Genomic DNA, 26,228 nt, shown 5'->3' with positions numbered 1-26,228 from the left:
GGCTGGATACCCCTATTTTTGTTCAGCATAGCATTAAATACCGATACAATTACCAAATAAAATATCAGCATTGGTAAATTAAGGGAAAGTAAACTCATGATAAAAAAATTAAATTCTGTTGTTGCGGGTTTAGTATTGGCTGGTTTCAGTTCACTTACTAACGCGCAAGACCTACAACAAATTTATCAATTAGCGCTAGATAACGATCCAACTGTACTTCGTGCACAAGCTCAATTTAACGCCTCGCAAGAGACTATTGAGCAGGCTCGCTCTGTTTTGCTGCCTCAATTGAATGCCACCGCCACCTACTCACAAACTGAAGTAGAACGTGATGACCAAGATTTCCTAGAGCCAGAAACCACTGAGCTTGCATTGCAACTTAATATGCAGCTGTATCATCACAACAGTTGGTTGAGTCTAGATATTGCCGAGAAGAACGCGCATCGTTTTGACATTAATTATCAGTTTGTAAAACAACAATTGATCACACGTGTCACCGAAGCATACTTTAACGTTCTCGCCGCTTATGATGGCCTAGAATTTGCTCGTGCAGAAAAAGCCGCTATCGAACGTCAATTAGAGCAAACCAAGCAACGATTCTCCGTTGGCTTGACCGCGATTACCGATGTTCATGAAGCACAAGCACAATTTGATACCGCAGTAGCCGATGAAATTGCCGCAGAAAACCAAGTCTATACTGCAGAAGAATTACTGCGCGAAATTACCGGTGTATACCCACGTGACCTAAGTGTATTGAATACCGAGCGATTCAGCCCTTACTCGCCAACGCCGAGCAATGCTGACGAATGGCAAAAATTGGCTGAAGCGAAAAATTTACAATTGCTAGGTCAAAAAGTGAACTTGGATATTGCTAAAGAAAGCATCGATTTAGCCAGTTCAGGTCATTTACCTACGCTGAGCTTATTTGGTAGCTTATCTGCCACCGACACCGATGATGACTTCTTAGATATTGATGGCCAAGAAGACGATACACAAGTGATTGGTTTGCAATTGAATGTGCCGATATACTCTGGTGGCAATACCAGTTCACAGGTACGTGAAGCGCAACAAAATTACGTTGTTGCTAGCCAAGATATGGAATTGATTTATCGTTCGATTATTCGTGAATCACGAAATGCCTATAACACCATCAATGCCACTATCTCAGGTGTTAAAGCCCTAGAGCAATCGGTTATCTCTGCAGAGAGTGCATTAAAAGCGACCGAAGCAGGCTTTGAAGTTGGTACTCGTACCATCGTTGATGTCTTGGAAAGTACCCGTAACTTGTATAATGCCAAGCGTCAGCTTTCAACAACACGTTACGCATATATCGTTAATATGCTGCGTTTGAAAGAAGCTGCAGGTACGGTATCCGAAGCCGATATATCAGCCATCAATCAGGGCTTGACCGCGCCAACACAGCCACAAACTCCGTAGGCTAGTTATCGCGGCTCTCTATTTGAGGCGAACACGATAAATAAAAAGGCGACCTTAGGTCGCCTTTTTTAATAGTCTTATGTGCCTATATGAGCGCTTACTTGTCTTTATCTAGATTCCAACCCTGAGTCGCTCGGGCTCGTTTCTTTTGCTCTGTGTAAGTTAGCTTACGTTTGTTAGCAAATGGGTTCATTGTGCCTCTAAAGTCGACTTTGATTGGCGTACCCATTATCTTCAACGACTTGCGGAAATAGTTAATCAAATAACGTTTATAAGACGCTGGTAATTGATTCACTTGATTACCATGAATAACAATCAATGGTGGGTTATAGCCACCAGCGTGAGCGTATTTAAGCTTAATGCGACGTCCGTTCACCAATGGTGGTTGATGATCAAACACTGCCATATCAAGAACTTTGGTCAGCATTGCCGTCGAGGTACGTCTGGTTGCAGAATCAAACGCTTCTTCAACCGACTCAAAGATATGACCGACACCAGTACCATGTAATGCTGAAATAAAATGCAATCGAGCAAAATCGATAAAGCCTAAACGGCGGTCAATTTCAGATTTAATGCGATCTTTAACGTCGTTATCTAAGCCATCCCACTTATTAACAACCAACACCAAAGAGCGACCTGAATTTAACACGAAGCCCAGTAAGCTCAAATCCTGATCAGTAATGCCTTCACGGGCATCCATAACCAATAACACCACGTTGGCATCTTCAATGGCTTTTAAGGTTTTAATTACCGAAAACTTTTCCACCGCTTCGTGCATATTCTTACGACGACGAATACCGGCGGTATCGATAAGCGTATATTCACGCTCGTTACGCTCCATAGGGATGTACACACTGTCACGGGTAGTGCCAGGCATATCATAAACCACAACGCGTTCTTCACCGAGAATACGATTGGTTAATGTCGACTTACCAACATTTGGCTTACCTATGATGGCGAGTTTGATATTATCATCGGCAGCGATTTCATCGCTATCATCAAACTCTTCACCTTCTGCCAGCTCGACAACATCATCGTCGCCTTCGTAAAGGCTATCGTCTTCATCAATCTCATTGACACTGCGAGCAAACGCTTCAACATGCGGTGCGAGTGCAACATACATAAGTTGGGTAACACCACGGTTATGTGCCGCGGCGATCTGATGTACCGTCTCACCAAGGCCAAGAGAGTAAAACTCAGCAATAGCAGAATCTGCATCGATACCGTCGATTTTATTGGCAACCAAAAACACCTTTTTGCTTTGCTTGCGTAAATGATTGGCAATCGCTTCATCGGCTGATGTTAGGCCAGCACGAGCGTCCACCATAAACAACACCGCATCGGCTTCTTCTATCGCCAGCAGAGATTGCTCCGCCATTTTTGCATCAATACCTTGCTCATTGCCCTCAATACCACCGGTATCGATAACAATAAAATGCTCACCGTCCACTTCGGCTTGACCGTATTGTCTATCACGTGTCAGTCCAGGAAAGTCAGCAACCAACGCATCTCGTGTGCGGGTTAGACGATTAAACAAAGTTGATTTACCCACATTAGGGCGCCCAACTAGGGCAACAACAGGAAGCATGGCCACCTCAATAGTACTTCGTTAAAAAAACGAGGAAAATGAAACAAATAACGGCCCCATTATATAATGGGACCGTTAATAACTTTAGCAACTCGGACGATTTTTTGCCGAGTTTAGGGCGTATTGCCCTTACATTATTTTATTCAGCTGCAGCTGGTTCAGGTGTTTTAACCACCTCTAAGTCACCATCGCGACTCATTACATAAAGCAAGCCGTCAACAACCGTTGGTGTCACATAGATACCGCTTGAATCAACTTCGTGGCGTGCAACTATGCTGCCATCGGTTTTATCAAACCAATGCAAATAACCTTCAAAGTCGCCAACCACAACGTATTTACCAACGCTTACCGCACCGGTTGTACGACGATTGGTCAACAGCAGGTTACTCCATTGCTCCATACCACTATTGCGGTCGATAGCATAAACGTGCCCTTGCACATCGGTTGCGAAAATTTGGTTACCGCTGATGGTCAATTGACGATAAGACGAGTATTTACGTTTCCAAAGTTCACGACCACTGCGTAAGTCAATTGCCGCTAAATTACCATTCGTAGAAATAGCGTAAATTTTATCACCCACCACGATCGGGGTGACGTCAACATCAACAATACGTTGTAATTCAGTCGCACCGCTTGGCTCACCGATTTCGGTTGCCCAACCTTGCTGACCACTTTCAATGATATAAACACCAACTTCACCAGATGCTAGACCAAGGAAAATACCACCAGAACTGGCAACAACACCACTAACACCACGTAACGTTAATGGCGGCACCGATTGCTCGGCTTTCCAAACTTGTTCGCCGGTATTTGCGTCAAGTGCAATCAAGGCACCAGAGCCGGTGTTGGCAATCAGCATGTTGCTTTCAAAAATTGGCTTCGAAATGACTTCACCTGACACTTTAGCGTGCCAAACAAGCTCACCTGTGTTGGCGTCTAAGGCAAAAACGTCACCGTTTTCACTGCCCCATACCACCTTGTCATAACCTAGCGTCGCGCCGCCAGCGATACGAGCAGAAATAGGATCATCAAAAAAGCCTAGTTCATCGTTAATGTCGAAAAGGTCAACAGACCAAATTTCATCACCGGTTTTTTGGTCAAGCGCGTAGGCTTCACCAAAACGGCTCGCAGCGAATACTTTATCGTAACCAATGGCAGGTTTTAGACGAGAAAAGTAATGTGCCACACCGTCACCAATGCTTTCGTCCCAAACCACTTCTGGCTCAAACAATGCATCAATTTCGGTTAGCTCTGCCACCTTATCTTCTTCTTCTTCGTCGTCTGATGAACAAGCGAATAACGCGCTTGATAACAGAACAACACTTATTAGGCGTTTATTAAAAAATCTCACGGAGATCTCCAATTATTGGGCTAAAGTAACAGCCAGATCATCCAGTTTCATTTGCAATGTCGGGTTGCCTTGCAAGCCACCTGCATCGGCAGCGGCTTGGTACGCTGCGCGCGCTTGTTCTTTATCGTCTTGCAATAAGTACGCATCGCCTTTGGTTTCTTCAACATTTGCCTTAAAAGACTCAGGGAAGCTCGTTGCTAACGTTTGTAACGCCGCATCAAACTGCTGTTGTTGAATTTGTACACGAGCTAATCGTAAGTTGGCGATCGCTGTTAAGTCATCGCTTACGGTTAACGCCAATGCTGCATTTAATTGCTTTTCTGCTTCAGCATAATCTTCTGATTGCACAGCATCTTGCGCTAACGCAAATGCAGCAAACGTGGCATAGACTTTATCAGAGTTGGCATCGATAAAAGCTTGAGTATTACTACGAAAGTCTTGTTCTTTGCTCGCAAACGACTCCATAGTTTGCTGATACTCATAAGAGGCTACATACTGCGACTCCAGCTGGCTGTCCTGATAATAGTTCCAGCCAATAAACCCGCCTAACCCTAGTACTAGACCAGCAATTAACGAGTTACCATTTTCTTGCCAAAACGACTTTATCGCTTCAACTTGTTGTTCTTCAGTTTGAAATGCTTCCACAACACTACCCTTTAAATTAATTCTTCAAGCAATTTAGCGACACCATCGAACGGTACCGTTTGTTGCTCTTTTTTCTCACGCAAATATTTGATTGTTGCCTGTTGCTGCTCAATTTCACTGTCACCTAAGATGATTGCAACGTGAGCACCGGACTTATCCGCGCGTTTTAATTGTTTATTAAATTTGCCACCACCACAGTGACATTGAATACGTATATCTTTTACTTGATCTCGCCATTGCTCTGCAAGTGCGATACCTGTAATTTCTGCCTGCTCACCAGCCATAACGATGTAAGCATCTACCGATGAACGAATATTGCCGAGCTTTTCAAGTTCAGTCAACATAAGAACCAAACGTTCGATGCCTAAAGCAAAACCAACACCTGGTGTACCTTTACCACCGAGTTGTTCCACCAAACCGTCATAGCGACCACCAGCACATACCGTGCCTTGTGCGCCCAGACTGTCAGTGACCCATTCAAACACAGTGCGATTATAATAATCTAAGCCACGAACCAAACGCTCGTTGATACGATAACTCACTCCAGCTGCATCTAAACGTTTACACAATTCATCAAAATGCTGCTTTGATTCAGGATCAAGGTGCTCTGATAAACTTGGTGCATCTTTTAACAATGCTTGCACGTCAGGGTTCTTAGAATCCAACACCCGTAACGGGTTAGAATACATACGACGTTTGCTGTCTTCATCAAGAATATCTTGATGTTGCTCTAAAAATGCAATCAATGCATCTCGATATTGAGCACGCGCCTCATTAGAGCCTAATGAATTCAACTCTAGTGTGACAAACTCACTGATACCAAGTTCCCGCCATAAACGAGCACTAAGTAAAATAACTTCGGCGTCGATATCAGCGGTGCTGATACCAAAGCTTTCAATACCAAATTGATGGAATTGACGATAACGACCTTTTTGTGGGCGCTCATGGCGGAACATTGGTCCCATATACCATAGACGTTGTTCTTGGTTGTATAACAAACCATGCTGATTACCGGCACGCACACAACTTGCCGTTCCTTCTGGACGCAAGGTTAAGCTATCACCGTTTCTGTCGTCAAAGGTATACATTTCTTTTTCAACGATATCGGTCACTTCACCAATACTGCGTTTAAAAAGATTGGTAGACTCAACAATCGGCATGCGTATTTCTGCATATCCATAATTGCTGGCTACTCGACGCAACACGTCTTCTACCATTTGCCACTTATTGGTTTCACCTGGCAAACAGTCGTTCATGCCGCGAATTGCCTGAATCGCTTTGCTCACAAAAATTGTCTCTTCAAAGTGTTTAAAATAAAGGCTGGCATTATAGGGGATTTTTGCTCAATCTTACAACAAAATCCCCTAAAAACAGCGTGATCAGGATTGTTTTATGTCGATTCGATTATTGCTATCCATCATTTGTGCTTTGGCACGAATTTTACGTTCAAGCTGATCAACAATATCAAGGTTGTCAATTCGCTCTCTTTGGCGTTCGCCATCGACGTAAAAACCCGACTTTTTCGCACTACCGGTTAAGCCTAAATCAGAAATTGTCGCTTCCCCAGGGCCGTTAACAACACAGCCGATAATAGACACATCCATAGGCGTGATAATATCTTCCAAACGTTCCTCTAGCGCATTGACGGTAGAGATGACATCGAATTCCTGACGTGAGCAGCTTGGACAGGCGATAAAATTGATACCACGGCTTCTCAAACGCAACGATTTTAGAATATCAAAGCCAACTTTAATCTCTTCAACCGGATCTGCCGCTAACGAGACACGCAAAGTATCACCAATACCTTCCGCTAACAGCATGCCCATGCCAACCGCCGATTTTACCGCACCGGAGCGGAAACCACCGGCTTCGGTGATACCCAAATGCAATGGATTGTCGATTTGTTTCGCCAGCAAACGATAGGCACCGACCGCTAAAAAAGCATCCGAGGCTTTCACACTGACCTTAAATTGATCGAAGTTAAGTCGATCTAGGATATCAACGTGGCGCATTGCCGATTCAACCAGAGCTTCTGGCGTCGGTTCACCGTACTTTTCTTGTAAGTCACGTTCTAACGAGCCACCATTGACACCAATACGAATTGGAATATTTTTATCGCGAGCGGCATCAACCACTTGGCGAATTCGGTCTTCTTTACCAATGTTACCTGGGTTAATGCGCAAACAATCAACACCATACTCTGCCACTTTAAGGGCGATGCGATAATCAAAGTGTATATCGGCGACTAAAGGCACTTTGACCTGTTGTTTAATCAATTTAAACGCTTCTGCGGCATCCATAGTCGGCACACTGACTCGGACAATATCGGCACCGACATTTTCCAGTGCACGAATTTGTGCCACCGTCGCATCAACATCGGTAGTCTTGGTGTTGGTCATCGATTGCACAGAAATAGGCGCATCACCACCGACGGCGACATCACCAACCATAATTTGTTTTGACTTACGGCGTTTAATAGGAGATTCACTAAACATAATTACTTACTTGTCACTTCGGCATTAATTTAAAAAGGCCGCCATAGTTTAACACGGCGGCCATTGATTTTCTTTGATATCGATTGATAATCGGCCCATTTATTGGCTATGGCATTTGTGCTGTAGGCAAATTAAATTTGGCAATTTGACCTATTTGGTAGCCACTTAAATCGACCGACTCTTGGTTGTAGCTTAGCTCAACCAATTCTGGCTTGCCTAAAGTGATTTTAAACGGTGCCTGACCGTTTAAGTTCATCACATAACCGGCTTTCTTTACACCCCAAGCCAGTCGCTTACCATTGGCGTCAAATATATTGACCCAACAATCGCCTTTAAAGGTGAATTGTAAATTTGATTCAGGTGCATCATTAGCAACCGGTTGTGCAGCCTCTGGTTGTTGGCTAGCAACGGTTTCTACAGGCGCTTCAGGCTCTGCTTGCGATTGTTGCATATGCCTTTCGAATACTCGATCTTGGGTTTCGATCTCGTCTGGCTGTGCGGCAACCTCTTGGCTTACAGGCTCTGCATCGGCGCTTTCGTTGCTTTCAACAATGGTTTGTTTTATCGCAGGCTCGCTTGTTCGCTGTGCATCGTCACTTTGTGTGGCGACGGTTACCGTATTTAACTCTGGTGCCAATGACAGTGCCGTGGTGCTTGAAGTTTGCTGCCACCACCAAACGATGGTCAATACAAACATGCTGAAGATCAATAAATAGATAACCAACATCAAGCGATTATTCTCGGCCTTTTTACGAGTACTTTGCGAGAAGCTTTTCATGTCGCCAGTACCTTGTAAACCATGATCAACACGGTCAAAACGAGCGACTATGTCATTATCATCAAGATTGACTAATTTCGCGTAGTTCCGGATGTAACCGCGAATAAATGTTTTCGGCGTCTTACCTGAATATTGATCTGATTCTATTTCTTGCAACAGGCTTACTCTCAGGTTCAGTTGATCACCGATTTCTTCCTGAGATAACTGCATTAACTCTCGTGCCTGACGCAGCATGGCGCCAGGACCTATTTTGTCAACACCCTGTTGTTCGATGTTGTCCGCTTGTTCACTCATAATTCTATTCTGGTTTCGTTAATCTAAGCACCTGCCCTAGTTGGATCTCTTCGTTGGTCAAATTGTTCCAACGACGCAGGGTGGAGATGGTAATGTTGTATTTTATCGAAATTTGGTAAAGGTTATCACCTTTTTGCACCACGTGGACCGGGCTTGCCATGTCCGCAACCCGTATTTTAACAGGTTTTGCCGGCATTGTGGCAGCAGGTATTGGCGGCGTAACCGCCGGAGTTGCTGCTTGCGTAACCGGTTTGCTTACAGGTTGTGGTGTTGTCACCGCTGCCGTTGCACCACTACTTTGCGCTAACTGCGCGTTATTATTGGCTTTTGCTTTCGCTCCGGTTACCGGCGCTGTCGTTTGCGCTTGATTCGCCTGGCTTGCGACCAAACTGTTATTATCAATGCTTTGCCCCGTCTGTTTGGCAATTGTTGCATCATCAACCAGTTTATTATTGCTAAAGTCGACTTTCGGCTTTTCGGTCCTCAAACCATCAGATGGCAATTGCTGCTGTTTGTTTTTATTGACTACCACAATCGGCTTTTTGTTTACTTTGGCGCCAGATTTAAGCAACTTATATTTTTTATAGTCCTTGGCCATATCATCAGCACTAATATGACTTAATTCGTTGTCTAAATATTGTTTTGATTCCACCGATTCTGGAAACATATTAAGCAACATAGTGGCATAGTTATTGGCAATTTCGTCATTACCAAGATTCTTTTGCACCTTAAAGCTTAACGCTATCGCCTGAGGCGTGAATCGGCGAGTAGCCAACTCAAAGCGACTTAAAAAATTTGCTGCTTGTTCATAATCTTTTTTCGCGTATTGCAACTGCGCCATTTGCATTAAACTCGACGCACTATTCGGGCTGTGCAAAATACTACGACGCAATGCATCTTCAGCCTTATCAAACTCAGGCTCTTTCAAATAACATAACGCGATATTTTCATAGGTTTCCGAGACACGAATATAGGTTGGCACACGAATGGCTTGTTTAAAGTAGACTTCCGCTTCTTCAACACGACCGCGGCGACATAAAAACACACCAAAGTTATTAAGCGTATCTGCGTCATCTTCCGCGAGTTCCAGTGCGGTCAAATACGATTCTTCAGTTTGCTCATACTCACCTACGGTTTCATAGTAATGCGCAAATGCAGTATACACATCGACTAAATCAGGGGAAAACTGACGGGCTTTTTCAAGATTGTATTTTGCCTGAGCAGTATTGCCCATATCCAAATAGCCAAGCGCAAGGGAAATACGGGTTTTTGCCAGTTGATCATCACTATAATCTTTTTCAACGACAGGGGTATCATCGGCGAAGTTTTGGGTAACACAGCCGCCAAGACCGGTAAATACAGAAAGTGATAACAAGGTGAGGGCCACTTGCCCTGCCGAGTGTAGACGTTTGCTCATATCTTCAGCTCTATGTTTGTTATTATTGCCAACAAGGTAATCTAACTGTCTAGATTACCTTGCCTGACGACAAATTACACCACTTTAACTGAAATTTCTTCGCTGTCTTTAAGTTGTTTCTTCAGGGCCCGCTTGGTTCTGTCCTTGATATCGCCTGCCAGTTGTCCACAAGCGGCATCTATATCGTCACCTCGGGTACGACGAGTAATAACAGTAAGACCATAACTTTGCAGGACTTTATCAAAACGATCTATGCGCGAATTGCTTGAACGACCGTATGGTGATCCAGGATATGGATTGAACGGAATTAAATTGATTTTACTTGGCGTACCTTCTAATGCTTTTGCTAAATCGTGCGCCTGATCGGTCGAATCGTTAATATGATCGAGCATGACATACTCAATAGTCACCTGTTTATTAGCCTTTGAACCGTCTATATAACGACGACTCGCGGCTAAGAATTCTTCCAATGGGTACTTTTTATTGATTGGCACTAATTCGTCACGCAACGTGTTATCTGGGGCATGTACTGAAATAGCCAAGGCACAATCGACCTCTTTCTTAAGCATATCTAACGCAGGGACCACACCAGAGGTCGATACCGTTACACGACGTTTTGATAAACCATAGCCCAAATCATCTAAAAAGGTTTTCAAAGCTGGGATCAGGTTTTTCATGTTCAATAAAGGTTCACCCATGCCCATCATAACGATGTTGGTGATAGGACGAGTACCAGCAATACGAGTCGCGCCAATATCATTGGCAACACGCCATACCTGACCGATGATTTCAGACACCGATAAGTTACGATTAAAGCCTTGTTGCGCGGTTGAGCAGAAGGTACATTCTAATGCACAACCAACTTGCGATGAAACACACAGCGTCGCGCGACCGTTTTCTGGGATCCACACCGTTTCGACTTCTTGACCACCTTCAAGCTTAATGGCGTATTTAATGGTGCCATCATTTGACACTTGTTTTTCTGAAATTTCTGGTGCTTTAATTTCAGTCAAGCGAGCTAACTTTTGACGCAATGCCTTATTTAGATTGGTCATTTTTTCAAAGTCATCGTAACCAAAATGATAAATCCACTTCATCAATTGATCGGCACGGAATGGTTTTTCGCCTATCGAGGCAAAATATTCGCGCATCATCTGATGATCAAAATCCAGCAGGTTTACCTTTTTTACAGCAGTGTCAGTCATTAAATTGGCTCACTTTCATTTACACGGGGACAGATTGTACATTTTTTAGACAACCTAAACAATTTTACATTGTTATGAATTTGTTAATGGACTGTATTGCCAGTCGACTAACAAATTCACAACCGCTGAGTTAATCGGTCACATTAAGACAAAAAAGGATTTCACTGATAGCAGCAAAATCCTTCTTGTTTACAGGTCGCAACGCGACCTGTTATACGTCATTCGCTAAATTAGCGAGTACGTGGGCAGATTTCTTCGTCAGAGAAGAAGTATGCGATTTCACGAGCAGCTGACTCAAGAGCATCAGAACCGTGAACAGCATTTTCGTCGATTGATTCAGCGTAGTCGCTACGAAGAGTACCGGCTAAAGCTTCAGCTGGGTTAGTAGCACCCATGATTTCACGGTTCTTAAGAACAGCGTTTTCGCCTTCTAGAACTTGAACCATAACTGGACCAGACGTCATGAAGTCAACTAGTGCACCAAAGAATGGACGCTCGCTGTGTTCAGCGTAGAAACCTTCAGCTTTTTCACGGCTCAAGTGAACCATTTTAGAAGCGATGATTTTAAGACCAGCAGATTCGAAACGGTTGTAGATTGCACCGACAACATTTTTAGCAACTGCATCAGGTTTTACGATAGAAAAAGTACGTTCGATAGCCATGATAAGCCCTCAATAAATTGTTATATAAAAATTTTGGCGCGATTATAGAGGAAATAATGGAAAAACACACGCTAAAATTTTCCCTAAGTCGGCTTTTACCTGATTCTTGTGGCAAATAGTGCTAGTTTGGATATATCGATGTTGCAATTCTGTTGTTTATAAAGAATGACTAAACCTAGTTTTCAGATAAAAAGCGAACTTCCTAGTGCTTTGTTACGTGCTGTATCACTGCTGCTGACGTACTGTTTTTTGCTTAGCATATCGCCAGCAAAGGCCAACGATGGCCAGATAAGCAGTAAAGAATTACTGGACAAGACCATGTGTCGTGAAGCCACCGCAAAGTATCAACTTGCCGATGAAAACGGTTACTTACATTGGTATCAAGGACAGGTTCAAGTGCATGTAAAAGTCGTCAGTATCATTGCCGATGATACCGTTAGAATTCGTATTTTAAGTTGGTATGCCCATGACGAAACGTTAAGACAGTGGCAACCTTATTTAAAAAAACCACCTTTATTAGACAACTTGGTATTGGAAGTCGGTAAATACCATTCGGTAAAACGTAATGATTGGTACCTGTGTGCTGACAAGCCCGGTACCTTTGTTTAGCCTGATTTATCCATGTCCATAAAAAAGCCCGGAGAGTTTACTGTCCGGGCTTTTTGTTTGAATAAGCGTAAATGTTTAGACGGGGGAGTGCTTATTGCTTAACGTTTATTCGAACACTTGCGCTGAGCAGCAGCAATAACAGCGATAATAATGCTATTGAACCACCAGAACTGCCAGATTCTTTTTTCAGCTCTAATGAATCTGAACCCGACTCTGTTTCAGACTCTGATTCACCGTTAGCGCTGCAATCAGCGTTTGCTGTAAAACCATTGACTTGCTGTACGTTAACCAAAAATGACGTGCTGGCCTTGTCATCCGTGTTATCCATATCAGCAACGGTGACCAGTACTTCTGTGGTACCGGCAAAATCACAACTTGCGTCTATGGTCAAAATAGAGCCTGGGGTGTGTCCAGATAACTCTGTCATAATAGAGTCTGATTGCACGGTAATTTCATTGACGCTATTGGCTAAATCGTTATAAATCACAAGGATTTCGATACGTTCACCCTGATTAATCACCACATCATCAATATCACGAATAGTTAGGTTACCAGCCACATTTAAGGTATTGGTTACCGATTTGGTCATACGATCCAATTTGGTTTTTACAGTAAAGTCGATTTGCTCACCCGCGTACCCCTCTTCCACTTTAACCCAGAAGTTAAAGTTTGATTTACTGTAATCATCGCCAATATAGTCAAAACAAATCACCAAATTATCATGCAGTAGTTGGTCTATATTGTTGTAACCGACAGAGCGATTGCGGTAACCGCCAACAGGACCAAAGGTCGTACGCAGACCCGCCATCCCGTGCAGACCAATTGAGCCCTTATTGTGAGTTGTTTGGATATTGTCATAAGCATAAATCAACTCATAACTGCCCATTTCATAGCTGTATTCAAGGTCGATCATTGCCATGAAATCGAAACTGTCACCTTGCGGCGTACCCTCACTGCCGAAGTTATAACGATCACCCTTGATGGTGTACGCGTTATCCCACTCGATGATCAGGTTTTTGTTTTCTCTACTCATAAATGCCGCCAGGGTAATACCCTCAGCATCATCGGCTTGCAAGGCATCTTCAGGGGCTTTTTTACCGGTCGTTAATTGCGTATCAAAGCTACCCACCATCAATGGCCCTAAGCGAATATCAGGTAAGAAATGCATCACCGTGAATGGGTCTGCGTAAGGCACACCAAACAATGGGTAGTCCACACCTGAGTCGATATATCCCATCGGACTAATGCGTAGCTCATGGTAAGCGTTTGGCGCGTTATACAGATTAAAATCAGCGTCTGTACCATAACCAAACAACTGCTGTGTATTAACGCGAATTTGATCTCTCCATGAAGTCATCTTGTCTGGATTTTCTGAACCATAAGGCGGCGTTGCCATTCGCGGGTTCAAACGAGCCAAATCGATATAACCACCGTTTGGTGAAGAGCCATCAATATAGCCACCAACAGGTGGTGTTTTACATTGGGCGTTGAAAGCCGCTGCCAATGGGTGATTCTCAAACTCTTCTTTTGACGGATCAACATTGCTACTGATTTGATAGAACGGCAATAGACGATAGCTGTTTGGTTGATAACCGCTAATGGTCAGATTACCGCCTTGCTCGGAATAACCGGTGACAAAGCGTGGGTCACCACCAACGCTGTAAGGAATGTAGGTTAAACCATCCGGGAATTCGACATCTAGGGCAAAGGTGCGTTGATAACCGGTATGGTTCGGCGCGTAGTTAACATCAACACGAACATAGTTACCGGCCTTTACCTCAGTATCAGAAACCTCAACCGTAAATGCGTCAGCACCACGTGTCAGCTTAACAGGGATGGCACCAAGGTTATCGAGATTATTTTCTGATGTTCCCAGTTCGACAAAACCGTATACCGCATCGCCTTGGTTAAGTTTAATATCATAGGTCACGTCCAACGTCATAGCTTGAGTACCTTGGTACGAATCAGGGGCTACAACCGCCATGGCACTTGATGTTTCGTCGCCAATCACAGAAACAGCATACTTAAAGGTATCTTTAACGGTATTAAATTGACGAGTGCCCACGTTTTGTAAATGAATCCAATACTTACCTGGTTCAGGATTGTGGATTAGACAGTGATTTAAGCTCAACTCTGTTGACGATACACACATACCTTCTTGTTTATAGTCAAGCTCTTGGTTGTCATCATTGTCGCGGCCAACGACCACCAATAAATCACCACGTTTCCAGATATCAGCAGGGTTGCCGCTGGCCTCTGTCGAACTGCTTACATGCTCAAGTATATCAATAGCCAACAGTTTGCTATTGGCCGGTACATCGACCCAAATCAAGTGCAGTGAATCTTCTTCGATAGAGAACTCCGCAGCTTCCTGAGTCAAGTCGCCATGATCAGGGCTTTGATCAACGGTAAGCTCAGTTTGACCGATTATGGTCGAGCCGTTAGCGAAATCCGCTGCAGAAAAGAAGAATTGCCCCGCTCCTGTGGTTGCAACATGTCCGTCATTATCTGTTTTAACGTAGCTAACACCACCTTGTTGATAAATATTCGCTTGTAAATCGTCGCTAGATCCCCACGGGGCAATCCCGTTGAGAGGGAACTGACCAACGTCTTCTGACGCAGAGCCGTGCCCCATAAGTGGTAATCTAGATGGTGTTAAGGCAATACCAACCGGTAAATGCGCTGACACCACACCAGGAGTTTGAGGAATTAGGTTAACCATGCCGTCAACCATTCCTGAGCCATCACTGCTGGCACTGGTAGAACGTTTGATTCGGGCAGTAAAGAAGATGGTCACCGATTCACCTTTTCGTAAGGTGAAACTTGATTTTGATGCGGTTAGTTCGATGGACTCTTCCGAGTTTTCAATATCAATAACCCAGGTATTATCACCGGCAACCGTCGAGGTGAAGGTACGGGTAAAATAACACTCTTCATGACAGGCGCCATTAAACAAATACGGTAAGTTTAATTGTGTTAGGTCACCGCCCTTAGTTGGGTCTGCTGCTAGATAGTTCTCATGGGTTTCATCCATAATAAGACCGGAATTAAGTGCCGCGTCGACATTAACTAGACCTGAACCAGCTTCCCAAGGACGAGTCCCTTGACGTTCAAAGTAACTTTTAAATACTTTTAGCAGAAGCTTGTCTTCTTCATCTCTGGCGTACTCACCCGTTTCTTTATCAATATAAGGTGCTTCAAAAACAAATTCTTGATGGAAAATATTGTCGGCATCGTACTCAGGACAGATGACATCAGCATCTTGATTATAATCGGTAAAGTCTTGGTTATTAACGATGTCTAAACCAGAACAGTCAATGCGCAACCATGAACCACCAGTAACCACTCCCGCGGTTAACATGGCTGCAGATTCACGCTCGGCAGCCGTCCATTCGTCGCCTCGAACCTGTGCCAATAACGCCATGACACCCGCCATATGTGGTGCTGCCATAGATGTACCGGTATCAAAAGCGTACTCAGCTGAATTTGCACGGGTAGTAAAGGCACTATCATTGGTATACGGCGCCAAAATATTCTCACCAGGCGCGACAATAGATGGCCCCATCAAACTTGGGTAGTGTTTATTTGGCCCTTTAGATGAGAAACCCGCCAAATCACGGATACGTTTCGGATCGTAAGAGACAGACTTTTGTACGGAACCAATTTCTAAATACAACGCGTCATTTTCGATAAACTTTTGACGTAATGTTCTGCGGCCAATACCTTTTCTCCAAGTGGCATTGCCAACATGGATATACGGGAAATTTTGGTAATCGACTATCTCAGTTTGTTCGTCATCGGCATAAACCGGAAAATTTAATGCGCTAGCAAAGCGTGCATTGTACGGATATTCCTTAACCGTGTTGTACATTACCATACCGGCCGCATTTTTATAGAAAGCGTCTTTGGCCTTATTAATGCGCGGTTTGTTGTCTTTAACCGTATCGTCGCCACGACCACACACTAATACTTTATCGGTAAAGTCGAAATCGGCACTAGGATCGTTCGGATCCTTCCAGCTATCGAAATCAAGACAGTACGGGTCGCCAGCAAATATTTTTTGTAATGGCAAAGAACCGATTACCGTCTCTTGTTGAACGGTAACGTCTTCAGTTGGTGTGGAGCTCGCGACAGATGCCATAGTCTTGTCAACTTGACCGGCCGCTTCAAGCGCATATTCCAGTTCAGTAAGGTTACCTTGACTCAAGAAACCGCCACCACTTGGGCCATGGCATGCACCGTGGAAACTATCATAAATATTGTGCGGTTCACCAGGCCAGATGTTTTGATCTGCAACATCGGTGTTATCAATAACACCATAAGCACAACATCTCCCTGTCTTGGCCGACTCACCACTGAAAGGACGGTGGTCGACAGCACAGTCTTCCACTTTGATCGTAGGACAAATAAAAGCTTGCTGGATAGCATCATTACCAAGGCTTGGATACACTGCCAACTCTTGACCTTCACAAATGCTTTCCCAGCTCACTGGGCCGCTAACGTGATCCGCTACACAGCCAATTGGCGTCATGGTTTCACCAATTAGACAAGCACCGCTATCATCACCAGAACCTGGGTTTGATGTCGATAAACGCTCGCATTCGAGAGTGTCATTATTGCGACGTTGCCCTTCGGCACATTGTAAATAACACAAGCCATCGATTAGCTCTGAGCCTTCTTCACAAACCGGGGCAGGTGAACAGTCAAAGTTAATACATTCGCCCATGTCAGCGCCTAATACCGCCACGCCTTGCACGCCACCAGAGATACTGTATGCACGCTCGCCACCAAGATCGATAGAATCAAAGTCTTCACCATCGGTGCTGTAAAGCAATGTTGCTGAGCCAACATTTTCGTTATTACGACCAAGTGACGTGGCGCCAACAGATAAGGACCATGGAGTTACGTTAGATACTTGCTCATAGCCACCGGTATTACCAGCGGCCGCGGTGACATGAATCCCATGCTCTTTTAAGCTTAAGAAGCCAAGTAAGATAGGATCGCCCCAAGGGTCGCGTGAACCACCGCCAATAGACCAATTGAGGACATCAATACCGTCGATAACGGCTTTTTCCAAGGCTGAGATCATCGCGGTTTCTAAACAGCCTGCAAGCGCATCACCACCACCTCCAGGTAAACAAACCTGATACGAAATTACATTCGCATGCGGGGCAATACCGGATAAGTCACCTACGGGTTCTTCCATTGCCGCAATACCCGGTCCAGCCAATAATTGACGATAAAGAAAATCGACATCTTTGACATAGTTACCCGCGGCAATACCACCGGTATGACTACCGTGGCCAATATAATCAATACCCGTCGCTGGTCGAATCATGCCATCGTTGGATAAATCTACCTCTTTACCACGATTTTCGGTGATTTGATGGGCAATTTGACTGCGATAATAACTTGTAATTTCCTCGTAAGAGTAAATACCAACAAGCTTGTTATTACATAAATGGCGCCATTCTGCTGTCGCACAATCACCCAAGAAATTGCCATCACCAAATGGGTTTGTATGCACATAACCATCAGCACCGACTTCGGCAAACGAGGCGCTACTGGCATTAATACCGGTATCGGCGACACCGACAATCATGCCTTCACCTTTATAGCCCCATGCATTCCAGACTGACTCGACATTAATAACCTCACTCGAGCCCAACAGTTCACTGTTTACCAACTCTTGCAGTTGGAAGGTGCGAACCGGTGAGATGGAGACAACGCTGGAAAGCTGAGCAAGGCTTTGTGCTTGCTCTTGAGTCATTACCGTCGTAAATCCATTTACGGCGTTGGTGTATTGAAAGTTGGTGTTAATGCTAACCCCAAGTTTGGCGGCTGCATCGACGATTTGCTGCTGGCTTGCTAACAAATAGTTTTGATAGGCTTCAATTCTGCGTTGATATTCTGATGAATTTTGCATGGCTTTTAGAGTTGCACGGTCTGTAACCGCCGGCTTACCATTTGCTTGAATAGTGCTGCCATGTTGTTGTTGAGCAAAGGTTTTTAAATGGGTTGCCGCTAGACCCGCAACGCCACCTTTATAAGCAGCGACAGGTTGTTCTGCCAGAACCACCACAAACTCATGTTCTCCACTGATTGTTGGGTCATAGCTGAACTTTTGGCTGCGAATAATTTGTTGGTTTACAACATTATTAACGCTTGGCATGCCATTAAAACGATTAACTTTTGCCTCGACATTGTTTGTCGTTGATACCGCTGTTGCTGGTATCTCAACTTGCTGACGTTGATTCGACTCAAGCAAGTGTGCCGGTAATTGGGTTTTATCAATATCCCAAACCTGAGTAGCTGCCATAGCGCTGCTGACATACAGTGCCCCGCCTGCCGCTAAAATGAACTTTTTGGTATTCATAATTTATACCTTTTTTTATTTACCCGCCTGTTGGCGTGTTAACGAAACTGCTTAAAAATGATGACTTAACTGAATGAAGTATTCGCGCCCTAGCGCTGAACCTGAATAGCTGTAGATGTCGTACCAAGGCCATTCAGTGGCCATAAAGGTGTCATCTTTTGGCGCTTTTTCATCAAACACGTTTTGTACGGTTAACGAAATATTGGTATCACCTTCGTTAAAGGCATAAGCCAATACCAAGTTCGCGGTAATGTATGGGTCAAGACGTTTTTGCGAGCGTTTGGTTTCACCAACTAAACGCGCATCTTCACCTTCGTAATAACCGTCTTGAACGATGTACTCACCGTCATCATTGATTTGATAGTTAAGCGGGTCGCCGTATTTATCGAAGAAAATAATTTGACCATTTTCATCTGTTTTCGGTTGAATTCGGCGTGGTGCCAGCTCACTCATATAACGTGCGGATAACGTCGCAGCGAAGTTCTCATAAAAGTAACTCACCGATGCGGTGACAATATCTTGCGGCTCGCGGTTAGCGATGTTGTCGCTAAAGCTGTACGGCGCTTGGTCATCATCGGCTAACGCGTCATATTCGGTGGTCAAAATACCGGTGTGATTAATGCCAAATTTCAAGTCGCCCCAAGCACCGATATCAAGTAGATAATCGATGGAACTGTCGATACCGGTCTGACGATAAGAGGCTAAGTTAAACGCCGTGGTATTCACCGCTTCCAAGCTACCGCCGGCCAGTGGGTCGTCACTGTTTGGATTCTCATTACGGATAACTAGGCCTTGACGGTCTTCGGTACCGGTAACGATGTCACAACCAAAAATAGGTGCCGACTCACCGGTGCCATAGCGACAATGGAAGTCCTCAATTAAGATTGATGAAATATCACCACGTTGCACCTGATTGCGGATTTCTACATCGTAATAGTCAAACTTGATGGTCAACTCTGTCATTGGAGAGTAGACAAAACCTAAACCAATCGAAGTGCCTTCTTCGTTTTCCAGTTCGGTATTTGGCAATTGCTCGGCATTAAAGGTACTGCCCAAACATTGACTGTAATATAGAGAGTCTTTAACGAACTCACTCGGGCTTACCCTGCCGGCAAAGAACTGCTCATAACAGGAGACGTAATCGGTACCAAAACTAAAGGCTCGCGAGCGAGTAAATATTGCCTGCATGTCCGGCGCTTTGAACGAGCGCGAGTAACTGGCACGGAACAGCCACTCGTCATTTGGTCGAAATTCAACATTATAAGCTGGCGTATACTGACCATCGTTGGCGGTCGATGCGCTATCGTATTGGTCATAACGAATGGCGAATCCAAAATTTAAATAATCAGATACCGGGAATTTGGTCTCTAAACCGGCAGAAGAGCGAGAGCGTTCACCAAACCCACCAAAGCCAGCTAAGCCCCACCAACCTTCACCTTCTGGCATGGTCATAAGCTCATCTGGTTGGTATTCAAACTCTTCATTCACGTATTCAAGCACCGCCGCATATTGCGCAGGCCCAGACGGCATGTCGAACATATCACCGCTGATCACCGCACTCGCCATTTGCGCTTCGGTTTTATTATTAGTGGTAGTTGTACCGACCAAACGACGGATATCTTCCTGACTTAGGCGATCATAAACACTATGCGTACCGGTGCCATCGTAGACCTTGACGCCGAGTTGTTCTTTTAAGTAGTTACCAAAGAACATTTCTTCGGTTTCTTGATAACGCAGGGCTTGTTGTTCGGTATCCAACTCGTAACGGGAATCGGTGAAATACACCTCCCAGGCGTGGTCGCCAAGATAACCTTCAATACCTAAGGTGATGCTTAATGACTCTTCATCAAAATGGTACGCCGTGTCGCCAATTTCTTCGCTTGGTAGGATACGACCAAGGGTGTACCAATCAGGCATCACCAAATACTGGCCATTTGGCCCTTTGACCTTTAGTTGGTTCGCGCCACTTTCAAGCTCAACCGTACCGCCATTGACGGCAATATGACCATGGTCGGTTTCGGCGGTGTTTTGCGTGTACAAGAGATCGATAAAGCCACTGACGTCGCCACCCATGTCATGGTTGGCAGAAAGCATAAAGGCGAACTTTTCAGTTTCTGGTCTTAGCGTGCGATATTTAGCGTTATCAAATCCGCAATAATGTCCCCAAGAACCACCTGTTTGCCCTAGCGCTTCAGCTTCAGGCAATTGGCTGCGATATTCATAACTGGTCCAAGGTAAATTGCTACAAGCATCCTCGCCCGCATCAACATAGGTTGGCTCACCGGTTGGATTTAACAAGTAATCGTAAGCCGCCCAATTGTCGATTTGAACCGCACCACGCGCCATAACGGGATCGCCATAAGGGTAATCAAAGGCAGAATCAATATCTTCTAGATCGCCACCTTTTATGTAATCACTCGACGCATACTCACCGATTAGGGTGATATTGCCGTTTTCTAGGTCAATACCATGGGTCAGTTGCAAACGATAATTGTCTTTATTGTGCTCTTCGCCAGTGCCATAGGTTAAGGCAACATTGCTATCATCGACGTCTTTTTTCAAAATAACGTTAATAACACCAGATACCGCATCACTGCCGTATATAGCGGATGCACCTGTGGTTAGCACTTCCACTCGTTCAATAGCAGCAGTTGGAATGGTGCCGATATTAACCACCGAGCTATTTGACTGATAGGCAGCAGGATAGTTAGCTAAACGACGACCATTAATCAGCGTCAGAGTATATTGCGGGCCGAAACCACGCAGATTAATGACATTAGCATTCGGCGTAAAACCGCTCGCACCTACCTCACTAGTGTCAACCAAACCGGTGTTTTGTGACAGATCCCGAAGCGCATCGAACAAGGTAATATGACCTTCGCGCGCCATATCTTCACCGGTAATTACCGTAACCGGATTAGGGCCTTCAAATGAAGTCTGACTAATTCGCGAACCCGTTACTTGAAATACTTCAATGTCTTCGTCGTTATGTTGCTGCTCTGCTTCTTGTTCAACCGTCGTTTCGGTTTGTTGTTCAGCAAAGGCATATTGAGATACAGGCACATTCAGCACGGATGCTAACAGCGAATAGCGAATGCTTTGTGCCAGTAATTTAACAGATACGTTCATCTCTTGATTACCACTTATTATTAGTATGTCTGTCGCCCCAATAAATGAAATAGTGCAAAAAGGGGCGAGTTTTTATAGCACACGAGAATGCAACTCAAGCGTTAAAAAGTGTTAATCGTAAGTACAGAGATGTGTTGTGAGAGTTAACTTATTGCGCCATAAGGCAAACACCAAAACGGACGAATAAGGCAACAGTTAAAATTTAAAAATCGGCAAAAAACTCAGCTAAAATCAAGATTATAAAAGCTTTATTGATTGCTACAAAAGATCATAATTAAGTCACTGATTAAAGGGAAATTAAAGCGGTTATTGGTGGTATATATTGTGACTGAAAAATTGGCAAAAAAAAGCCGGGCATAAGCCCGGCGTTTTGTTGTTGATAGGCAGGCTTATGCGGTAACCGCTTGGCCTTGCATAGGGATATCGATTTCACCTTCAGATTTGGCAACAATGGTATTGATGGCCGTATCACCAACCACGTTGGCTGTGGTACAGAACATATCACAAATACGATCGACGGCAGCAACGATAGCCAATGCTTCTACTGGCAAACCGAATGTATGCAAACAGATACCGATTGATACGATACCACCACCAGGCACACCACCGGCACCAATAGATAGCAACAATACCGTAAATCCTAGCGGCAGCATTTGCTCCATTGTCATTGGCATGCCATAGGCATTGGCAACAAAAATGGTGGCAATCGTGGTATAAATCGCCGCGCCTGACATGTTCATAGTAGCCCCAAGCGGAACACCAAATCCGGCAACTGAACGACTAACACCAAGTTTTTCTGTAACCGTACGCATGGTCACTGGGATGGTGGCATTCGAAGACGCACTCGACAAAGAGAACATGATTTGCTCACGAATGTGCTTTATAAAGGTTACCGGCTTAATACCTGTAGTGATAAACACCAGCATCGGGTAAACCACCAAGAACATAAAGATAAACATGCAAACCACTAACGCGATATAACCCGCAACCGCTAACATCTTAGATGAGTCTAATGTCGCGCCCAAAGAAATCATCAAGAAGAACACACCGTATGGTGCTAAAGACATTACCAAGGTAATAAGCTTCATCATGATTTCGTTCGCCATTTTGAACGAACGGATCGCAGGTCCACCGCGCTTATCTAACGCTTGAATGGCAATACCGGTCATGATCGCCATAAAGATGATTTGCAACATATTACCTTCAGCAAACGCTTGGAAAGGGTTTGACGGAATAATGTTGATCACCATTTGCCACATATTCGGTGTTTCTGTTGCGGCAAGTGTGACGTTTTCGGCCATCGCACCAAGGTTTACACCGACGCCAGGCTGGAGCCACATAACAATTGCCATCGTTAAGGCGATAGCTGCAATGGTATTAATAATATAGAAACTGAATGTTTTAGTGCCTAAGCGGCCAAAACTTGATAAATCTTTTAATTCACAAATACCGCAGGTAATGGAAATAAAGACTAATGGTACGACGATAAGTTTGATCATCGAAACGAACATACCACCTAGGCCTGTCGATGCCTCAGTTGCAAAACCGGCAGCAGCCCATGATGGTGGGATAACATATTGGATCATCGTACCAATAATGAAACCCAAAACTAGACCAAGAAAAACCTTGGCTGATAGTGAATTTTTTATTGCAGTCATTATTTAACTCTTACTTCTCGATTTACTTCTCTTGCTGTAATTTTCCAATCGAGTTAACTCACCAAGCTAGCGATATCTTGGTCAGTTAACCGGATTGAGCAGCAATCATAATGAAATTGCCTTGGATCACTAGGAAAAATCCGTCAATTTTACAAATCAAAACAGCGTATTCACAGACGCTTACCGAGAGGCAACAGCCTAGATCAAAGATGTGCTAAGTCATCACAAACTTACCTTAAATAGTGACATTTTAGTGCAGCCAAGCAAACAGTCGATTAAAAAAGCAACTTATAGCTTTTGTGTTGTTTTCCTAAAAATTAATCGCTTTGTATATAAATGCAGCGCTTTCTCATCAAGGGGCAATCTTTGTTCTATAGTTAATAACATTGCTAGCAACGACTAATGAGGACACGCGTGAAAAATGAATGAAACAATTGAAGTTGGTGCGATTGAATCACTTGTCATCGCAATACTCGTATTGTTTATAGGTCGCTTTATCAATCATATTGTCAAACCTATTCAAAAGTTTAACTTTCCAGAGCCAATCCTTGGCGGTCTGGCAATTGCCATCGTAATAACTTGGTTACACGCGCAAGGCGTAAACATCGAGTTTAACCTGCCCTTGCAAAGTACCTTTATGTTGTTGTTCTTCTCTACCGTAGGTTTGTCAGCGAATTTTAAATTGCTGGCACAAGGTGGCGCTAAGGTCTTTATCTTTCTTGGTGTCGCGACGCTCTATATCATTGTGCAAAATGGTCTAGGGGTGACGCTCGCCAGTCTGCTTGGTCTCGAACCTATCATGGGATTGATTGCCGGCTCTATTACTCTTAGTGGTGGGCACGGTACTGGGGCTGCATGGTCGGCAACGTTTCAGGAAATGTATGGCATTAATACCCTAGAGCTGGCCATGGCAGCGGCAACCTTTGGCTTAGTCATGGGTGGTATTATTGGTGGCCCGGTTGCACAGCACATTATAGACAAGAACGGCTTCGAATCAGAATACGGCCGGGGTGCTCATCATCACGATACCCATCCAGACTTGGTAACCTATAACCAGTTGGAAGAAGACAAAGTAACCGCTAAAAAAGTATCAGAGACGCTGTTTATTATGCTTATTTGTGTTGCAGGGGCAAAGTACTTTAAAGAGTTTGTCGACTCCTTCGATATCAGTTATCTGAAAATACCAGATTTTGTTTACGCTTTATTTATAGGTGTGGTCATCACCAATATTTGCGAAATCACAGACAAATACAAAATCAATAGTGAAACCGTCGATATCTTAGGTACCGTGTCTCTGGCGCTGTTTCTATCGATGGCATTGATGAGCTTGAAACTGTGGGAAATATTTGATCTTGCCATTCCATTATTAGTGATTCTGGTTTGTCAGACCATAACGCTAGCACTGTTTGCCTACTTTATTACCTTCCGTCTAATGGGCAGAGACTATGATGCTGCGGTTATGGCTGGAGGTCATTGTGGTTTTGGTATGGGGGCAACGCCAACAGCGGTGATGAACATGGGTACCTTAGTATCACGCAATGGTCCTTCACCAAAAGCGTTTATGGTGGTGCCCATTGTCGGTGCGTTCTTTATCGATATTACCAACTTGATTATCTTGCAAATGTACCTAGCCTTTATCGGTTAATAGCAAGCTAATTTATCGCAACAATTAACCTTAATTCAGTCGGTCTGTTATGATACAGACCGACTTTTTATTTCCTTTTACTCATACAAGGATGCAGCATGTTAACAATCAAGGACTCCGCACGCCTTAGCTATCGCTTTATCGACCTAAATGACACTGAGGTGTTGCAAGAACTCGATAGCGATCCACAAGTCATGAAATACATTAATGGTGGCAAGGCCAATAGTATGCACACCATAGAAAGCGTCTTTATCCCGCGTTTAGCAAAGTATCGTAATGCAGATAAAGGCTGGGGTCTGTGGCAAGTTAATGAAAAACAAAACGGCCAATTTCTCGGTTGGGTATTAATCAGGCCGATGCATTTTTTCACCGAACAACCGCATTGGCGAGATTTAGAAATCGGCTGGCGATTTAAGCAAGGTGCATGGGGTAAGGGCTTTGCCAGTGAGGCTGCTAAACAGGTGATGAATGCGTTAATCGCTGAAGGTAAAGTCGATTATTTTAGTGCCATTGCCGATGCCAAAAACCTGGCATCAATCGGGGTAATGAAAAAGCTCGGATTAGATTATCAAAAGACGGACCAGCACCCGGATGTTGCAGGTGAACAAGTGGTGTTTTATCAACTTAAGGTAACGACGGATAAGCCATAGCGCTATAGGATGCAACAATAGAAAAGACCTATAATTATTGGTCTTTAATCATCCATACTTTGCTAAAGCCGATTCGCGCAAACTCCTTTTGCCTAAAATTTTTCATAATACCTTGGCCACGGCTAACCATTTCCAGTTGCTGCTCCATAGCAAGAATGGACTGGATATCGACACCTTCCGCCGCTGCTACCGCTTCGTACATATCGCGATGTTGAGAATAAGAAAAGGCAATTTTCTTGGTTTTACCTCGATAGATGTACTCTACAAATCTTGCCATGTATGACTCCTA

At 44.2% G+C, this 26,228-nt stretch carries 17 protein-coding genes; 4 read left to right on the top strand and 13 right to left on the bottom strand.

What is annotated here, in order from left to right; translation table 11 throughout:
- The first annotated feature begins 96 nt into the window (after positions 1-96).
- Positions 97-1,437, top strand: coding sequence for an outer membrane channel protein TolC (tolC, locus tag HII16_RS06385; RefSeq protein ID WP_169128480.1), 1,341 nt, complete (start codon positions 97-99; stop codon positions 1,435-1,437).
- Between the two features lie 97 nt (positions 1,438-1,534).
- Here the strand turns inward: tolC and der are convergent, their stop codons facing one another.
- The 9 genes from der to ndk all read right to left on the bottom strand — a co-directional run bounded on the left by der (position 1,535) and on the right by ndk (position 11,872).
- On the bottom strand, positions 1,535-3,025 hold the full coding sequence (der, locus tag HII16_RS06380) for a ribosome biogenesis GTPase Der (RefSeq protein ID WP_135439249.1): 1,491 nt from the start codon (positions 3,023-3,025) through the stop codon (positions 1,535-1,537).
- A gap of 139 nt (positions 3,026-3,164) precedes the next feature.
- On the bottom strand, positions 3,165-4,376 hold the full coding sequence (gene bamB / locus HII16_RS06375; protein ID WP_348981394.1) for an outer membrane protein assembly factor BamB: 1,212 nt from the start codon (positions 4,374-4,376) through the stop codon (positions 3,165-3,167).
- Between the two features lie 12 nt (positions 4,377-4,388).
- Positions 4,389-5,021 carry a tetratricopeptide repeat protein gene (locus HII16_RS06370; protein WP_135439247.1) on the bottom strand — a complete coding sequence of 211 codons (633 nt, stop codon included), beginning with the start codon at positions 5,019-5,021 and terminating at the stop codon, positions 4,389-4,391.
- An 11-nt stretch (positions 5,022-5,032) separates the two neighbouring features.
- Positions 5,033-6,307, bottom strand: a complete 1,275-nt coding sequence (gene hisS / locus HII16_RS06365; protein WP_169128476.1) for a histidine--tRNA ligase — start codon at positions 6,305-6,307, stop codon at positions 5,033-5,035.
- A 93-nt stretch (positions 6,308-6,400) separates the two neighbouring features.
- Positions 6,401-7,516: a flavodoxin-dependent (E)-4-hydroxy-3-methylbut-2-enyl-diphosphate synthase gene (gene ispG, locus HII16_RS06360; RefSeq protein WP_169128474.1), complete on the bottom strand. Its 1,116-nt coding sequence runs from the start codon at positions 7,514-7,516 to the stop codon at positions 6,401-6,403.
- A gap of 106 nt (positions 7,517-7,622) precedes the next feature.
- Positions 7,623-8,588: a RodZ domain-containing protein gene (locus HII16_RS06355; RefSeq protein ID WP_169128472.1), complete on the bottom strand. Its 966-nt coding sequence runs from the start codon at positions 8,586-8,588 to the stop codon at positions 7,623-7,625.
- 4 nt (positions 8,589-8,592) lie between these two features.
- Positions 8,593-10,005: a type IV pilus biogenesis/stability protein PilW gene (gene pilW, locus HII16_RS06350; protein WP_169128470.1), complete on the bottom strand. Its 1,413-nt coding sequence runs from the start codon at positions 10,003-10,005 to the stop codon at positions 8,593-8,595.
- A gap of 74 nt (positions 10,006-10,079) precedes the next feature.
- A complete protein-coding gene (locus tag HII16_RS06345) occupies positions 10,080-11,210 on the bottom strand; it encodes a bifunctional tRNA (adenosine(37)-C2)-methyltransferase TrmG/ribosomal RNA large subunit methyltransferase RlmN (RefSeq protein WP_169128468.1) in 1,131 nt (376 codons plus the stop codon).
- 230 nt (positions 11,211-11,440) lie between these two features.
- Positions 11,441-11,872, bottom strand: a complete 432-nt coding sequence (ndk, locus tag HII16_RS06340) for a nucleoside-diphosphate kinase (protein ID WP_135439241.1) — start codon at positions 11,870-11,872, stop codon at positions 11,441-11,443.
- A 249-nt stretch (positions 11,873-12,121) separates the two neighbouring features.
- Here ndk and HII16_RS06335 point away from each other — a divergent pair, with 249 nt between their 5' ends.
- On the top strand, positions 12,122-12,481 hold the full coding sequence (locus tag HII16_RS06335; RefSeq protein WP_169128466.1) for a hypothetical protein: 360 nt from the start codon (positions 12,122-12,124) through the stop codon (positions 12,479-12,481).
- 91 nt (positions 12,482-12,572) lie between these two features.
- Here HII16_RS06335 and HII16_RS06330 read toward each other — a convergent pair whose 3' ends face one another.
- From HII16_RS06330 to HII16_RS06320, 3 genes are all read right to left on the bottom strand, one after another.
- Positions 12,573-18,857, bottom strand: coding sequence for a S8 family serine peptidase (locus HII16_RS06330; protein WP_169128464.1), 6,285 nt, complete (start codon positions 18,855-18,857; stop codon positions 12,573-12,575).
- A gap of 51 nt (positions 18,858-18,908) precedes the next feature.
- Entirely contained in the window at positions 18,909-21,986 is a 3,078-nt protein-coding gene (locus HII16_RS06325) for a TonB-dependent receptor (RefSeq protein ID WP_169128462.1), read from the bottom strand.
- Positions 21,987-22,375: 389 nt separating this feature from the next.
- On the bottom strand, positions 22,376-23,635 hold the full coding sequence (locus HII16_RS06320; protein WP_169128572.1) for a dicarboxylate/amino acid:cation symporter: 1,260 nt from the start codon (positions 23,633-23,635) through the stop codon (positions 22,376-22,378).
- Positions 23,636-24,065: 430 nt separating this feature from the next.
- Here HII16_RS06320 and gltS point away from each other — a divergent pair, with 430 nt between their 5' ends.
- Positions 24,066-25,289: a sodium/glutamate symporter gene (gene gltS / locus HII16_RS06315; protein WP_169128460.1), complete on the top strand. Its 1,224-nt coding sequence runs from the start codon at positions 24,066-24,068 to the stop codon at positions 25,287-25,289.
- Between the two features lie 98 nt (positions 25,290-25,387).
- Complete coding sequence (locus tag HII16_RS06310; protein ID WP_169128458.1) at positions 25,388-25,939, top strand: GNAT family N-acetyltransferase; 552 nt, start codon at positions 25,388-25,390, stop codon at positions 25,937-25,939.
- 34 nt (positions 25,940-25,973) lie between these two features.
- On the opposite strand, the gene HII16_RS06305 is transcribed toward HII16_RS06310, so the two are convergent.
- Positions 25,974-26,216 carry a DUF2960 family protein gene (locus tag HII16_RS06305; protein ID WP_169128456.1) on the bottom strand — a complete coding sequence of 81 codons (243 nt, stop codon included), beginning with the start codon at positions 26,214-26,216 and terminating at the stop codon, positions 25,974-25,976.
- Positions 26,217-26,228: the final 12 nt, after the last annotated feature.

It is taken from the genome of Thalassotalea sp. Y01, assembly GCF_012932945.1.
Lineage (GTDB): Bacteria > Pseudomonadota > Gammaproteobacteria > Enterobacterales > Alteromonadaceae > Thalassotalea_A.
The sequence above is the reverse complement of the archived record's forward strand: the minus strand, read 5'-3'. Positions and strand labels throughout refer to the sequence as shown.